This is a genomic window from Streptomyces sp. MH60, from assembly GCF_002939385.1.
Lineage (GTDB): Bacteria > Actinomycetota > Actinomycetes > Streptomycetales > Streptomycetaceae > Streptomyces.
In genome coordinates this window covers 1-13,143 of the sequence record NZ_MULI01000125.1, presented here as the reverse complement: position 1 = coordinate 13,143, position 13,143 = coordinate 1, and the positions used below count along the sequence as shown (strand labels likewise).

Annotated in this window: 14 protein-coding genes and 1 pseudogene; 7 read left to right on the top strand and 8 right to left on the bottom strand. The window is 76.2% G+C overall.

The window, feature by feature from the left end; all coding sequences use genetic code 11:
• The 3 genes and pseudogenes from BZZ08_RS36935 to BZZ08_RS36925 all read right to left on the bottom strand — a co-directional run.
• Nucleotides 1-440 (bottom strand): annotated as a pseudogene (locus BZZ08_RS36935) (ABC transporter permease); the annotation flags it as partial.
• Nucleotides 441-442: 2 nt separating this feature from the next.
• Nucleotides 443-1,198 (bottom strand): ABC transporter ATP-binding protein, encoded by a 756-nt coding sequence (locus tag BZZ08_RS36930; RefSeq protein WP_104636528.1) that lies wholly within the window; start codon nucleotides 1,196-1,198, stop codon nucleotides 443-445.
• Complete coding sequence (locus tag BZZ08_RS36925) at nucleotides 1,195-1,497, bottom strand: hypothetical protein (RefSeq protein WP_104636527.1); 303 nt, start codon at nucleotides 1,495-1,497, stop codon at nucleotides 1,195-1,197. Before BZZ08_RS36925 ends, BZZ08_RS36930 begins: the two co-directional genes overlap by 4 nt.
• Before the next feature lie 198 nt (nucleotides 1,498-1,695).
• Here BZZ08_RS36925 and BZZ08_RS36920 point away from each other — a divergent pair, with 198 nt between their 5' ends.
• The 3 genes from BZZ08_RS36920 to BZZ08_RS36910 all read left to right on the top strand — a co-directional run bounded on the left by BZZ08_RS36920 (nucleotide 1,696) and on the right by BZZ08_RS36910 (nucleotide 4,219).
• Complete coding sequence (locus BZZ08_RS36920) at nucleotides 1,696-2,946, top strand: sensor histidine kinase (RefSeq protein ID WP_104636526.1); 1,251 nt, start codon at nucleotides 1,696-1,698, stop codon at nucleotides 2,944-2,946.
• Nucleotides 2,947-3,179: 233 nt separating this feature from the next.
• Entirely contained in the window at nucleotides 3,180-3,758 is a 579-nt protein-coding gene (locus BZZ08_RS36915; protein ID WP_241965654.1) for a hypothetical protein, read from the top strand.
• Between the two features lie 257 nt (nucleotides 3,759-4,015).
• Nucleotides 4,016-4,219: a cold-shock protein gene (locus BZZ08_RS36910; RefSeq protein WP_059299396.1), complete on the top strand. Its 204-nt coding sequence runs from the start codon at nucleotides 4,016-4,018 to the stop codon at nucleotides 4,217-4,219.
• Between the two features lie 95 nt (nucleotides 4,220-4,314).
• On the opposite strand, the gene BZZ08_RS36905 is transcribed toward BZZ08_RS36910, so the two are convergent.
• Nucleotides 4,315-5,679, bottom strand: coding sequence for a hypothetical protein (locus BZZ08_RS36905; RefSeq protein ID WP_104636525.1), 1,365 nt, complete (start codon nucleotides 5,677-5,679; stop codon nucleotides 4,315-4,317).
• 113 nt (nucleotides 5,680-5,792) lie between these two features.
• Between BZZ08_RS36905 and BZZ08_RS36900 the strand changes: the two genes are divergently transcribed.
• Nucleotides 5,793-7,031, top strand: a complete 1,239-nt coding sequence (locus BZZ08_RS36900; RefSeq protein WP_198601915.1) for a molybdopterin-dependent oxidoreductase — start codon at nucleotides 5,793-5,795, stop codon at nucleotides 7,029-7,031.
• A 340-nt stretch (nucleotides 7,032-7,371) separates the two neighbouring features.
• Here the strand turns inward: BZZ08_RS36900 and BZZ08_RS39985 are convergent, their stop codons facing one another.
• From BZZ08_RS39985 to BZZ08_RS36880, 3 genes are read right to left on the bottom strand one after another with little or no spacing between them, the layout of a single operon-like run.
• Nucleotides 7,372-8,163 carry a methyltransferase domain-containing protein gene (locus BZZ08_RS39985; RefSeq protein WP_104636530.1) on the bottom strand — a complete coding sequence of 264 codons (792 nt, stop codon included), beginning with the start codon at nucleotides 8,161-8,163 and terminating at the stop codon, nucleotides 7,372-7,374.
• Between the two features lie 2 nt (nucleotides 8,164-8,165).
• Nucleotides 8,166-8,804 (bottom strand): TIGR04282 family arsenosugar biosynthesis glycosyltransferase, encoded by a 639-nt coding sequence (locus tag BZZ08_RS36885; RefSeq protein ID WP_104636522.1) that lies wholly within the window; start codon nucleotides 8,802-8,804, stop codon nucleotides 8,166-8,168.
• The gene (locus BZZ08_RS36880; RefSeq protein WP_104636521.1) at nucleotides 8,801-9,523 is read right to left on the bottom strand and encodes a glycosyltransferase family 2 protein; all 723 of its coding nucleotides are present in this window, start codon (nucleotides 9,521-9,523) and stop codon (nucleotides 8,801-8,803) included. The genes BZZ08_RS36885 and BZZ08_RS36880 overlap by 4 nt, the downstream gene beginning before the upstream one ends.
• Nucleotides 9,524-9,637: 114 nt before the next feature.
• Here BZZ08_RS36880 and BZZ08_RS36875 point away from each other — a divergent pair, with 114 nt between their 5' ends.
• A complete protein-coding gene (locus tag BZZ08_RS36875) occupies nucleotides 9,638-10,480 on the top strand; it encodes a response regulator transcription factor (RefSeq protein ID WP_104636520.1) in 843 nt (280 codons plus the stop codon).
• 2 nt (nucleotides 10,481-10,482) lie between these two features.
• Entirely contained in the window at nucleotides 10,483-11,595 is a 1,113-nt protein-coding gene (locus BZZ08_RS36870; RefSeq protein WP_104636519.1) for a sensor histidine kinase, read from the top strand.
• Nucleotides 11,596-11,655: 60 nt separating this feature from the next.
• Here BZZ08_RS36870 and BZZ08_RS36865 read toward each other — a convergent pair whose 3' ends face one another.
• Nucleotides 11,656-12,660, bottom strand: coding sequence for an NAD-dependent epimerase/dehydratase family protein (locus tag BZZ08_RS36865; RefSeq protein ID WP_104636518.1), 1,005 nt, complete (start codon nucleotides 12,658-12,660; stop codon nucleotides 11,656-11,658).
• 198 nt (nucleotides 12,661-12,858) lie between these two features.
• Between BZZ08_RS36865 and BZZ08_RS36860 the strand changes: the two genes are divergently transcribed.
• Nucleotides 12,859-13,143: Tat pathway signal sequence domain protein (locus BZZ08_RS36860; protein WP_104636529.1), on the top strand; the 285-nt coding region annotated here is incomplete at its 3' end.

Below are 13,143 nucleotides of genomic sequence, written 5' to 3'. Positions count from 1 at the left end.
TTCGCGCCGGACGGCGCCCGCCCCTCGACCCGCGCGTCCGCCAGCAGCCGCGTCGAGGACCAGCCGTGGCCCGCCGTCCCCGGGTCCTGAGCGACGGGGACGGGCCGGCCACGCCCGTCGAGCAGCGCGGCGGGGAAGCCGATGTCGCCGACGGCCGCGGTGACGCCGGGCAGGTCGGCCAGCCGGTCGACGAGCGAGGCCGGGACCGCGGCCCGCTCGGGCAGCGCGATCGGCAGGTCACCGCTCGGGTGGAACTCCTGCTCGGCGGCGATCACGACGTCCGCGCCGCCGAGCCGTCCGGGCGGCAGCTGCGAGCGCAGCCCGGACTCGGCGAGCACGCCGGTGGTGGTGATCAGGGCCGCGCCGCCGAGCACCGCGCACGCCACGGCGAGCAGTGCGGTGATCCGGTGCGCGGCCATGCGCAGGGCGAGGTGCAGCATGTCTACCGCTCCCCCAACGCCACGAGCCGCTCGGCCAGTTGCGGGGCCGTCGGCCGCTCCAGGGCCTCGACCACCCGGCCGTCGGCCATCACCAGCGCCCGGTGCGCGCGGGCCGCGGCGGCCGGGTCGTGGGTGACCATCACCACGGTCTGACCGAGGTCGTCGACGAGGGCGCGCAGCAGCCCGAGTACCTGGTGGGCGCTGCGCAGGTCCAGCGCGCCGGTCGGCTCGTCCGCGAAGACGACGGCGGGCTTCGCCGCCAGCGCCCGTACGACGGCGGCCCGTTGCTGCTGGCCGCCGGACAGCTCGGCCGGGCGGTGCGACAGCCGGTCGGCCAGCCCCACCCGCTCGGTCAGCGTCCGCAGCCACTCCCGGTCCGGGCGCCGGCCGGCCAGCCGCAGCGGCAGCGTGATGTTGTCCTCGACGCTGAGCGAGGGGATCAGGTTGTACGCCTGGAACACGAACCCGACGCGTTCGCGGCGCAGTTCGGTGCGCCGGGTCTCGTTCAGGCCGGAGATCTCCTGCCCGTCGATGCGGACGCTGCCGGACGTGGGGGAGTCGAGGCCGGCGGCGCAGTGCATCAGCGTGCTCTTGCCGGACCCGGAGGGCCCCATCACCGCGAGGAAGGTGCCGTGCTCCACGGTCAGCGACACCTCGTCCAGGGCCCGTACGCCGCCCGGGTACGTCCGGGCGACCCGGTCCAGGGCGATGGCGGGCGCCCTGCGCGCGGTGACGGCCGGGAGGGCGGCGGTGCTCATCGCCGCCCCCGCAGACCGCGCACGACGAGGGCCCCGGCGGCGAGCACGGTGACCACGCCGCTGGCCAGGTGGAGCGCGGTCGCGGCACCGGTGAAGGAGAGGGCCATGTTGGCGACCGCGCTGAGCACCACCACGGCCCACAGCAGCGTCCGCAGGACGTCCCCGCGGGAGACGGCGTCCGGGCCGCCGCCGCCGGGGACGGAGCCGGGGGCGGCCTGGGGTGTGCCCAGTCGATAGGGGTCCCGGTGGTCCGGGTGGTCCGGGTGGTTCCGCTGGTCCCGGTGGTCCTGGTGCGTCATGGCTGCGGCCTCCGTCGGCGTCGCTCTCGGTGGTCTCTGACGCTATGGACCGGGGCCCCCGGCGGCCGATCCCGTGGGCCGCCCGGTCCGAGGTACAGCAGGCTGTACTTTCCGGCTCCGCACCCGTCACCGGCCCGTGCGGCGGCATAGGGTCGGCCACGCCGGAGCGGGGCCCACGGCCCGGAGGGAGGCAGGCGGATGACGGTGCCGATCACGTCCGTGCGGGAGACCGCCGTACGGACCCTGCGCGCCGCCGGTGCGGCGACGGGGCAGCTCGTCGGCGGTCTCGGCACGGCGTTCCTGGCGCTGGGCGTGCTGCTGCTGGTGGCCCTGGCCGCCGTGACCGCGCCGGTCGGCGTGGGGCTGCTGCTCGCCCCCGCCGCCCTGCGCGCCCTGCACTCGCTCGCCCGCCGGGAACGTGAACGCCTGTCCGGCCGGGGCATCGAGATCGTCCCGCCCGACCCGCCGGCCACCCGGCTGCGCCCCGCCCTGGCCGACCCCGCCACCCGGCGCGAGCTGAGCTGGCTGGTCCGGCACGCCACCCTGGGGTTCCTGCTGGGGCTGCTCGGGCTTCTGCTGCCGCTCTGCGCCGTCCGGGACACCACCTTCCCGCTGTGGTGGCGGCTGGTCCCCGAGGACGCGACGACCACGTCCGTCGGTGTCGGCACCGCGCACACCTGGCTGGACGCGCTCGCGGCGACGCTGCTGGGCGTGGGCTGGACCGCGATCCTCCTGGGCCTGGGACCCGGCATGGCCCGGCTCCAGGCGGCCCCGGCCCGGCGGCTGCTGGCGGCGGGCCCGGACACGGACCTGTCGCTGCGGGTGGCGGAACTGACCGCCACCCGGGCCGCGGCGCTGGACGCGCACGCCACCGAACTGCGCCGGATCGAACGGTCCCTGCACGACGGCGCGCAGAACCGGCTGGTGTCGGTGACGGTGCTGCTCGGCGCGGCCCGGCGGATGGCGGCGCGCGACCCCGCGGGGGCGGACGAGCTGCTGGAACGGGCGCAGTCCGCGGCGGAGCAGGCGCTGGCCCAGCTGCGTTCGGTGGCGCGGGGCATCCTGCCGCCGGTCCTGGCCGACCGCGGCCTCGCGGACGCGCTGTCGGGACTGGCGGCGGACTGCGGAGTGCCGTGCCGCGTCGAGGCCGACGTGCCTCAGCGGTGTGCGGCGTCGGTCGAGGCGACGGCGTACTTCGTGGTGGCCGAGGCGCTCACGAACATCGCGAAGCACAGCGGTGCCGCACGGGCCTCGGTCACGGTCCGGGCCCGTGGGGGCCGGCTGCGCCTGCTGGTCGAGGACGACGGCCGGGGCGGCGCCGACGAGGACGGCGGCTCTGGCCTCACCGGCATCCGCCGCCGCGTCGCGGCCCTGGACGGCACCCTCCGCCTGACCAGCCCGCCCGGCGGCCCCACCGTCCTGGACGTGGACCTCCCCTGCGGGAGCTGACCCACCGGGACGGGGGGCGGGGCCCGCAGTACGGTGGAGGAACCGGGGGCATGCCGCGCACCGGCCCCGACACCGGTGCCGCTTCCGGCGATCGACGACGCCGGGCCGGATCCGCCCGAGCCCGGGGCAGGACTCGCCTCATGACGGTGCACGTGCCGGTGCGGCCGGCGACCCCAGAGCCTCACGAGCGGTCCGCCGGAAACCACCGACCGGGCCCGCGGCGTCCGGGACCGGTGCGCGGCGCCTCGCCGCAGGCCGGCGAACGGCTGCGGCCACTGACCCGGCGTCAGATCGAGGACCGGTTCGCCGAGCTGGGCGACCTGTACGCGCAGACCTCCGGCGGCGGCCCCCGGGCGTGGAACATGGCCCGCGGCGCCTTCCTGCGCCACCTGGGCGCCGACGTACGGCGTCCGGGCTTCTGCCTGTTGATAGCGGAGACCACCGTCCTGACCGGCTGTGCCTACGGCTACCCCGTGCCCGGCGGCGACCCGCGGGGCGTGCGGGGCCTGGCGCCGTACCTGCCCAGGACCGTGCTGCCCGTCGCCGCGTCGGGCGGGCTCTTCCTGGTCTCCGGGATCGTCGTCCCGGCCCGGGTGCGCCGACAGCACCAGGACCGTGCCTGGAACCTCGCCCGGCGCCTGCAGACCCGTCTGCTCGCCGAGCACGACGCCGCCCTGGGCATCACGCTGGTCGACCGCACCGACGGCGCGACCGTGCAGGCACTGCGCTCCTGGGGCTGGCGCTACGCCGAGGGCGACACCCTCCAGTCGTCCGTGCTCGGCCGGTACGGCGTCCTGGTCCTCGGACGCTGAGCGACACCGCGGCGCACGGAAATCTCGTCCCGCTGAAACAATTATTCGTCCGGCGCGGGAATAATTGTCCGACGGAGAAAAGGGTAGATCTTTACCGGTGATTTCTTCCCTGGCCGTTGAGGTATTACGTGCTAGGCTGGACATCAGTTGCAGTTGTGGTTGCCATTTGTGTTACCGGGTTTCCGGGCAGGTGATCATCGCAGCGATGGGAGGGCCTGCACAGTGTGGGCCTTCAGCACTGCCTAGGAGAAAAAAGCATGGCTTCCGGTACCGTGAAGTGGTTCAACGCCGAAAAGGGCTTCGGTTTCATCGCGCAGGACGGCGGCGGCGCCGACGTCTTCGCCCACTACTCGAACATCAACGCGCAGGGCTTCCGTGAGCTCCAGGAGGGCCAGCGGGTGAACTTCGACGTCACGCAGGGCCAGAAGGGCCCGCAGGCGGAGAACATCGTCCCCGCGTAACACTGCGCGACGTACGCCCGGCGTACGTCCACGTATGTACCGAGGGCCCGCACCGCACGGTGCGGGCCCTCGGCGTGTGTGCGCCCGCGCCGCCGTCACCAGCCGGTGGCCAGCAGGTGGTTGAGGAGCAGGGCCAGGACCGCCTGCGCCGTCAGCCAGCCGCGCGGGCGGGTGAGGAAGGCGCAGGCCGCAAGGAGCCACAGGGCGAAGGGGAGCCAGATGCGTTCCGTCTCCGCCTTGCTCATGCCGGACAGGTCGGCCGCCAGCAGGGCGACCAGCGCGGCGGCCACGAGGAACGCCAGCCGGATCTCCCCGGCCCGCCCACGCTCCGCCCGCCCGCCCCCGGCCCGCCACCGGACGGCCAGCACGCCCCCGGCCCGCCGCAGCCCCGCCGCCGTCGCCAGGCCCGTGATGAGCACCGTGCAGGCGAGGTTGGCCCACACCCAGTAGCCGTACGGGCGGACCCCGCCCGCGCCCTCGTAGTAGCGGGTGACCAGCAGGTGGTACGCCTCCCACCAGTCGAACCCGGCCGCCGTGAACGCCACCGGCACCACCGCCGCCCCCGCCAGCAGCGGCACGAAGAGCACCGGCCGCTCCCGCACCCCGTGCCGGCCGAGCAGCAGCACCGCCGCCGCGATCACCGCGAACAGCGTCAGGCCGTACGAGAGGTAGCAGGTCAGCCCGAACAGCAGTCCCGAGCCCGCCGCCCACCACGGCGAGCGCCCGGTGACCGCGAGGGCCAGCAGCGCCACCGCCCACGCGGCGACCGCCGCGAAGCAGCCGTCGGCGGACGTGCCCAGCCACACCGCGGCCGGTGCCAGCACCAGGAAGGGCGCCGCCCGCCGGGCGAGCCGCTCGCCCGCCAGCGCCCGCACCGCCACCAGCACCGCCACGCCCCCCGACGCGCCCACGGTGATGGTGAACGCCCCGGCCCAGCCCCCGCCGCCGAGCCCGATCCGGTCGAGCAGCACGTAGGTGAGCGTGGCCGCCGGGGGATGACCGGCGACGTGCGCGGGCCAGTTGTCGGGGGAGTGCAGCAGGATGTGCCCGGTGAAGTCGCGCAGGGTCGCCGGGACGTCGTGCCAGCGGTCGACCACCGAGAGGTACTCCTGACGGGTGGTGAGCCGCCCGGCGACTCCCCGCCGCCAGCCGTCGACCAGCGCCAGCGACCAGACCCAGGCCAGCGCCCCGCCCCACGCCGCGGGCAGCAGCGCCCGCCACGGCAGCCGGGCGGCGACGGCCGGGCCGTACGCCACGACCGCCGCCGCGACCAGGAGCGCGGCCGGGGTGCCGGGGCCCAGGTGCGGGTCCCAGCGGCCCAGCAGCGGCGGCCAGCCGACGATCAGGTCGTCGTAGGTGTACAGGTATCGGCCGACCAGGACGGCGGCCGTCACGAGCAGCACGGCGGCCGCCGCGGCGTACAGGTCGCGGGGGACGGAGCGCGGGCGGGTCGAGGTCACCCCGGCACCGTAGGCCCGGAGATCACGCGGCGGGCGGTGCGCGGGGCGGACGTCAGCGTTTCGTCATGGGTCGCGGACCGTCCGGAGGGCATCTCCCGGCCTACGGTCGGCACATGCGCGACCTCGCCCCACGCCTTCCCTCCTCCCCGGGTTTCTGGCGCAGCCCGCTGCGCGGCCCCTGGTTCACGTCGGTGCTCGGCCTCGTCCTGCTCGGCGGCATCACCGTGCTGTTCGTGACCGGGCTGCTCTCGTACGCCGCCTACAACCCCGATCTGTCGCCGGTCAACGACAAGACCCCGGACAAGGGGGTCCTCGGCTTCTACCTCTTCGCCTGGCCGACCGATCCGCCCTGGCTGTACCGCCTCACGCAGGGCGTCCACGTGACCCTCGGGCTGGTCCTGATCCCGGTGCTGCTGGCCAAGCTGTGGTCGGTGGTGCCGAGGCTGTTCACCCTGCCGCCGGTCCGCTCGCTCGCCCACGCCCTGGAGCGGATCTCGCTGCTGCTGCTGGTCGGCGGCGCGCTGTTCGAGTTCGTCACCGGGGTGCTCAACATCCAGCTGGACTACCTGTTCCCCGGCTCCTTCTACCCGCTGCACTTCTACGGCGCCTGGGTCTTCTTCGCCGCGTTCCTCGCGCACGCCGTGCTGAAGACGCCGGCCGCGCTGCGCAACCTCCGGGCGATGCGGGAGGAGCGCGACAACCTGGTCTCGCCCCGGCCGGCCGCGCCCACCGTCTCGCGGCGCGGGGCCCTGTGGTTCGTCGGGGGCGGCTCGCTCCTGATGTTCGCCACCAGCGCGGGGCGCGGGTTCGACGGGCCGCTGCGGGCCACCGCCGTGCTCGCCCCGCACGGCGGACCCGAGCCGGGCAGCGGTGCGAACGGTTTCCAGATCAACAAGACCGCCGCCCACGTGGGCATCGACCCGGCCGAGACCCGTGCGGACACCTGGCGGCTCGTCGTCACGGGCCGCGCCGGAACCGTCCGCTTCAGCCGGGCCGAACTGCTCGCCATGGAGCAGCACAGCGTGGCCCTCCCCATCGCCTGCGTCGAGGGCTGGTCGACGTCCGACCAGTGGTGGCGCGGGGTGCGGCTGCGGGACCTGGCCGCGCGCGTGGGCCACGAGGACGACCCGCCGGACGTGTTCGTCGAGTCCCTCCAGCGGCGCGGCGCCTTCCGCAGCGGGGCCCTGCACGCCAACCAGGTGGCCGACCCGCGCTCCCTGCTCGCCCTGTACGTCAACGGCGCGGAGCTGAGCCCGGACCACGGCCACCCGGCCCGGATCATCGTGCCCGCCGCCCCCGGCGTGCTGAACACCAAGTGGGTGGCCCGGATGACGTTCGGAGACCTGGGATGAAGCGCGTACGCGGGATGCGCGGGCTTCGGCCCCGGATCCTCCGGATCGGCAGCCCCTTCCAGATCCTCCTGCTGGCCTGCTCCTTCGCGCTCGCGGGCTACGCGGGCGTGCGGCTGCTCGCCGACGACTGGCTCGGCGTGGCCCTCTGGTTCGTGGGGGCGGCGCTCCTGCACGACCTGGTGCTGCTGCCGCTGTACTCGGTGGCGGACCGGGCGCTCACGCGCGGGCTCGGCGCGGTGCGCCACCGGGAGTGGACCTCGTACGTCCGGTTCCCGGCGGCCTGTTCCGGGCTGCTCCTGCTGGTGTGGTTCCCGCTGATCGGCGGCCGGGTCGACGCGAGCTACGCGGGCGTCACCGGGCTGTCGGCGGACGGCTTCCTCACCCGCTGGCTGCTGATCACCGCGGTGCTGTTCGGCGGCTCGGCGCTGCTGCTCGCCGGGCGGCTGCTGCGCAGCGCGACGAAGCGGCGCTCCCCCGACGTCCACTGACCGGCGGTCCGCCAGCCGGCGGCGCCCGCACGGCGCAGCAGGGCGCGGGTGCCGATCCGGGCCCAGGGGAACGGGCTGCCCGCGGTGCGGGCGCGGGCGTCGGTGACGTCGACGAGCTGCACGTCGGCGCGTTCGTCGACGTCGGCCGGGGCCGTCTCGGCGATCAGCAGGCCGCCGGGTGCGAGCAGGGCGGCGGTGCGGGCGAGCAGGGCACGGGGGTCGCCGCCGATGCCGATGTTGCCGTCCATGAGCAGGACCGTGTCCCAGCGCCCCTCGCCGGGCAGCGGCTCGAACACGGAGCACCGCAGGGACGGCCCGCCGAGCCGCACGGTGCGGGTCACGGCGGCCTCGCTGACGTCGATGCCGAGCACGGTCCGGCCCCGGGCGGCGAGTTCGGCCACCAGCCGGCCGGGCCCGCAGCCCACGTCGAGCACGGCGCCCTCGCAGCGGTCCAGCACCTCCAGGTCGACCGCGTCGGCCCGGGCGCACCAGCGCTCCACCTCCAGCGGCAGCAGCCAGCCGTCGGTGCGGCGCAGGAACAGCGGCCCGTGTCCCGACCGCAGGGCGGCGGCGTAGGGGTCGGAGGCTTCCCACGCGGGGTCGGCAGCCTCCCGGTCGGGGGCGAGGCGCGTGGCCCCCTCCACCTTCACCGGCTCGCCCGCCGGTCCGGGGCCGGTGTGCAGGCCGCCAGCCGGGCGGCGAAGCGGCCGTACGGGGCCAGGGCGGCGACGGCGCGGGCGTCGGCGGCGGTGTCGACGTCGCGCAGGGGCGGCAGGTCGCACACCCGCAGCCCCGCCGTCAGAAGCCGCTCGCGCTGCACGGCCCCCGTCACCGGCGTCGACATGGGCACGCCCCGCAGCAGGGCGGGCTCCGGCCGGGCCAGGCCCAGGGCCCAGAAGCCGCCGTCCTCGGCCGGGCCGAAGTACGCGTCGCAGTCGCGGAAGTCCACGTCGAGCAGGTCCGGCGTCACCTGGGGGGTGTCCATCCCGATCAGCAGGGCGGGCCCCGCGCACCCGGCGAACGCGTCCGCGAGGCGTGCGTCGAGACCGCCCGCGCCCTGCGGTACGACGTCGAAGCCGGGCGGCAGCCAGGGGCCGGGAGTGCCGTCGAGCACCAGGACCCGGCGCCGCGCGGGCGTCGCGGCCACGGCGCTCAGGGTGTCGGCGAGGGCCGCCTCGGCCAGCGCGGCGGCCTCGGCGGGGGTGAAGGGCGGAGTGAGCCTGGTCTTGACCCGGCCGGGCCGCGGCTCCTTGGCGATGACGAGGAGAGTGGTCGTGGCGGTCACCGGACGCCGCTCCGCTCGCCGGTGCCCGCACGGTCGGCCGGCGGCTCGGTCAGCACGCGGCGCATGTCCCGCACCGCGTGCCAGGTGCCGCGCCAGGTCCCGGTCACCTTCGAGGCGCCGGTGCGGGGCAGGTACGGGACGTCGTGCTCGGCGATCCGCCAGCCCGCGTCGGCGGCCCGCACCACCATTTGCAGCGGGTAGCCGCTGCGCCGGTCGGTGAGGCCGAGGCCGAGCAGCCGCTCGCGGCGGGCGGCGCGCAGCGGGCCGAGGTCGTGCAGCCGCAGGCCGGTGCGGCGGCGCAGCATGCGGGCCAGGGCGAGGTTGCCCGCCCGGGCGTGCACGGGCCACGCGCCCCTGGTCTGCGGTCGTCGGCGACCGAGCACGAGGTCGGAGGTGCCGGCGCTGACCTCGTCCACGAAGGGGATCAGCAGGGACGGGTCGAGAGAGGCGTCGCAGTCGCAGAAGCAGACGACGTCGGCGGTCGCGGCGTTCAGCCCGGCGTGGCAGGCGGCGCCGAAACCGCGGCGCGGCTCGGTCACGACCGTGGCGCCGAGCGAGCGGGCGAGGTCCGCCGAGCCGTCGGTGGAGCCGTTGTCGACGACGAGCGCACGCCAGCCGGCCGGCACGCGGTCCAGGACCCAGGGGAGGGCCCCGGCCTCGTTCAGGCAGGGGAGTACGACGTCGACGTCCGGAGCGGGCGAGGTGGTCACGGCGTTCACCCTACGAACCGGAACCGGACGAATCGGGCTTCCACTCCTTACGAAACACGGACGTCGGCGACCCGGCCGCCCACGGCGGACACACCGACGAGGACACGGTGCGAGGCTGGGCGCATGCACCAGCAGCCCCCCGAGCCCGCCCCACCGACCCCACAGGGCGCCGAACCCGCGACCGTCCCCGAGGCCGGGCCTGCGACCGTCTCCACGGCCCGGCCCACGGTCGCCCCGGTGGCTGAACGCGCAGCCGCCCCCGTCGACGCAGCCGCCCCCGCCCGGGTTCTCGTCGTGGATGACGATCCCACCGTCGCGGAGGTGGTGGCCGGTTATCTGGTTCGGGCCGGCTATCGCGTCGACCGGGTCGGTGATGGGCCGGCCGCGCTGGAGCGGGCCGCCGTCAACCGTCCGGACCTGGTGGTGCTCGACCTGATGCTGCCCGGCATGGACGGACTGGAGGTGTGCCGGCGGTTGCGCGGGCGGGGGCCGGTGCCGGTCATCATGCTGACCGCGCGGGGCGACGAGGACGACCGCGTCCTCGGCCTGGAGGTCGGCGCCGACGACTACGTGACCAAGCCGTTCAGCCCGCGGGAACTGGTGCTGCGGGTGGAGTCCGTCCTGCGCCGCACCCGGCCGGCCCCGGCACCCCGCCCGCCGTCCGCGGCCGGTCTCACCGCCGACCCGGCCGCCCGCAGGGCCACCAAGGACGGCGCCGAACTCGCCCTCACCCTCCGCGAGTTCGACCTCCTGGTCTTCTTCCTGCGCCACCCCGGGCGGGCGTTCGCCCGGGAGGAGCTGATGCGCGAGGTGTGGGGCTGGGACTTCGGCGACCTGTCCACCGTGACCGTCCACGTCCGGCGGCTGCGCGGCAAGGTCGAGGACGATCCGGCCCGGCCCCGGCTGATCCAGACGGTGTGGGGCGTGGGCTACCGCTTCGACCCCGCCGGCCGGGAGGCGGACTGACCGTGCACGCCACCCTCCTCATCGCCCTCTACGCCTTCGCGGGCGCCGCCGCCACCGGCCTGCTGGGCGCGGCCGTGCTGCGCCTGATCCGGCGGCGCTCGCTGACCGCGTCCCTCGCCGTGGTCGCGGCGGTCGCCGTCCTCGCCATGCTCGCCGGCACGCTCGCCGTCGCCTGGGCCATGTTCCTGTCCCCGCACGACCTGTCCGTCGTCACCACCGTCGTGGCGATGGCGGCCGTCGTCTCCCTGGCCACGGCGCTGCTGCTGGGCCGCTGGGTGGTCGCCCGCAGCCGTGAACTGGCGGCGGCGGCCCGCTCGTTCGGCGACGAGGGGGACTACGCGGCCCCCACCACCCCGGCGACCGCCGAACTGGACGCGCTCAGCCGCGAACTGGCGGCCACCAGCGCCCGGCTCGCCCGGTCCCGGGAGCGGGAGCGGGCCCTGGAGACCTCCCGGCGCGAACTGGTCGCCTGGATCTCGCACGACCTGCGTACCCCGCTGGCCGGGCTGCGCGCCATGTCCGAGGCGCTGGAGGACGGGGTCGCCGCCGACCCCGACCGCTACCTGCGCCAGATCCGCGCCGAGGTGGAACGCCTCAACGACATGGTCGGGGACCTCTTCGAACTCTCCTGCATCCACGCCGGCACGCTCGTCCTCAGCCCGGCCCGGATCTCGCTCTACGACCTGGTCGGCGACGCCCTCGCGGGCGCGGACCCGCTCGCGCGCCGGCAGGGCGTACGGCTGGTCGGCGACGCGGTGGCGGCCGTACCGGTCGAGGTGGACGGCAAGGAGATGAGCCGGGTCCTGGGCAACCTGCTGGTCAACGCGATCCGCCGCACCCCGGCCGACGGCACGGTCGCGGTCGCCGCCGAGCGGTTTGCCGACGGCGTGGTGGTCTCCGTGACCGACGGCTGCGGCGGCATCCCCGAGGAGGACCTGCCGCGGGTCTTCGACACCGGCTGGCGCGGCACCCACGCCCGTACGCCCCCGGCCGGGGCGGGACTGGGCCTCGCCATCGTCCGCGGCATCGTCGAGGCCCACCGCGGCCGGGCCACGGTCCGCAACATCCCCGGCGGCTGCCGCTTCGAGGTGACCCTGCCCCTGGCGGAGGCCTGACCGGCGCGGCACCCGGCTCCGGCGGGACCGTGCCGCCGGAGCGGGGGTCCCCCGGGCGGGTCACGCGCCCCGCAGGCCCGCCCGGGCGAACTCCCGCATGCCCTCCGCGAATCCCACCCGGGGGCGCCAGCCCAGCTCCGTCCGCAGGCGCGCGGAGTCGGCGGTGATGTGGCGGACGTCGCCGAGGCGGTACTCGCCGGTGACGACGGGCTCGGGGCCGCCGTGGGCGGCGGCCAGCGCGGTGGCCATCTCGCCCACCGTGTGCGGCTCACCGCTGCCGGTGTTGTAGGCGCTGAGGACGCCCTGCGGCGGCCCGGCGGCCTCCAGCGCCGCCACGTTCGCCGCGGCCACGTCCCGCACGTGCACGAAGTCCCGGCGCTGACGGCCGTCCTCGAAGACGCGCGGGGCCTCGCCGCGGGCCAGCGCGGAACGGAAGAAGGAGGCGACACCGGCGTACGGGGTGTCGCGGGGCATCCGGGGGCCGTACACGTTGTGGTAGCGCAGCGACACCGCCGTCCCGCCGGTCGTCCGCGCCCAGGCGGCGGCCAGATGCTCCTGGGCCAGCTTGGTCGTGGCGTACACGTTGCGCGGGTCGGCCGGGGCGTCCTCGCCGACCAGCCCCGGTGACAGCTCCGCACCGCACTCCGGGCACGCGGGCTCGAACCGGCCCGCGTCCAGGTCGGCGACGGCGCGCGGTCCCGGCCGCACCACCCCGTGCCGGGGGCACGTGTACCGCCCCTCCCCGTACACCACCATCGACCCGGCGAGCACCAGCCGCGGGACGCCCGCACCGGCCATCGCGGCGAGCAGCACGGCGGTGCCGAGGTCGTTGCGGGAGACGTACTCCGCCGCGTCGGCGACCCCGTTGCCGAGGCCGACCATCGCCGCCTGGTGGCACACGGCGTCCACCCCGGCCAGCGCCCGCCCGAGGGCCGCCGGATCGCGCACGTCGGCGCCGGGATCCTCGCGGACGTCGTAGCCGACGGGCTCGTGCCCGTGCTCCCGCAGGGCCTCCACGACGTGGGACCCGATGAAACCGGCGCTGCCGGTGACCAGTACGCGCATGCCCGCCACGCTAGGCCCGCCAGGGCGCCGGACCGGGCCCGCCGCCCGGCACGTCACGGGTCCGTAAGAAGCGCGGGCGGTCGCGAGCCCCGGCGACTTTGCCATTCCTTTACAACCCGCCCGGTCCCCGCCTCGTCTCTCCGTCCGACCCGCATCACCCCCCCACGTGGTGCGCCGACGACGAGAGAGAGCGACCCGATGCGCCGAACCATCCTCACCGCCGTGGCCCTGGCCTGCACCGCCGTACTGGCGGGCACCGCGCCCGCGTTCGCCGACGACCCCACCCCGGTCCCCTCCGCCCCCGCCGAGAGCGCCCCGAGCCCCGGCACCGGACCGGGCGACGCGACCCCCGCGCCCGCGCCGTCCGTCAGCGTCCCCGCCGAGCCGACCGAGGCACCGACCCCCGCGCCCGCCGACGGCCAGGTCTCCGTCGTACCCGAGGGCGCGGCCGACACCGGGGTGGCGGCGCCCACGGACCCCGCC

What these genes read in the sequence shown, in the direction of transcription:
- BZZ08_RS36930 (WP_104636528.1), bottom strand. Translation starts at nt 1,198, where the DNA reads ATGAGCACCGCCGCCCTCCCGGCCGTCACCGCGCGCAGGGCGCCCGCC.
- BZZ08_RS36925 (WP_104636527.1), bottom strand. Translation starts at nt 1,497, where the DNA reads ATGACGCACCAGGACCACCGGGACCAGCGGAACCACCCGGACCACCCG.
- BZZ08_RS36920 (WP_104636526.1), top strand. Translation starts at nt 1,696, where the DNA reads ATGACGGTGCCGATCACGTCCGTGCGGGAGACCGCCGTACGGACCCTG.
- BZZ08_RS36910 (WP_059299396.1), top strand. Translation starts at nt 4,016, where the DNA reads ATGGCTTCCGGTACCGTGAAGTGGTTCAACGCCGAAAAGGGCTTCGGT.
- BZZ08_RS36900 (WP_198601915.1), top strand. Translation starts at nt 5,793, where the DNA reads ATGCGCGACCTCGCCCCACGCCTTCCCTCCTCCCCGGGTTTCTGGCGC.
- BZZ08_RS36875 (WP_104636520.1), top strand. Translation starts at nt 9,638, where the DNA reads ATGCACCAGCAGCCCCCCGAGCCCGCCCCACCGACCCCACAGGGCGCC.
- BZZ08_RS36865 (WP_104636518.1), bottom strand. Translation starts at nt 12,660, where the DNA reads ATGCGCGTACTGGTCACCGGCAGCGCCGGTTTCATCGGGTCCCACGTC.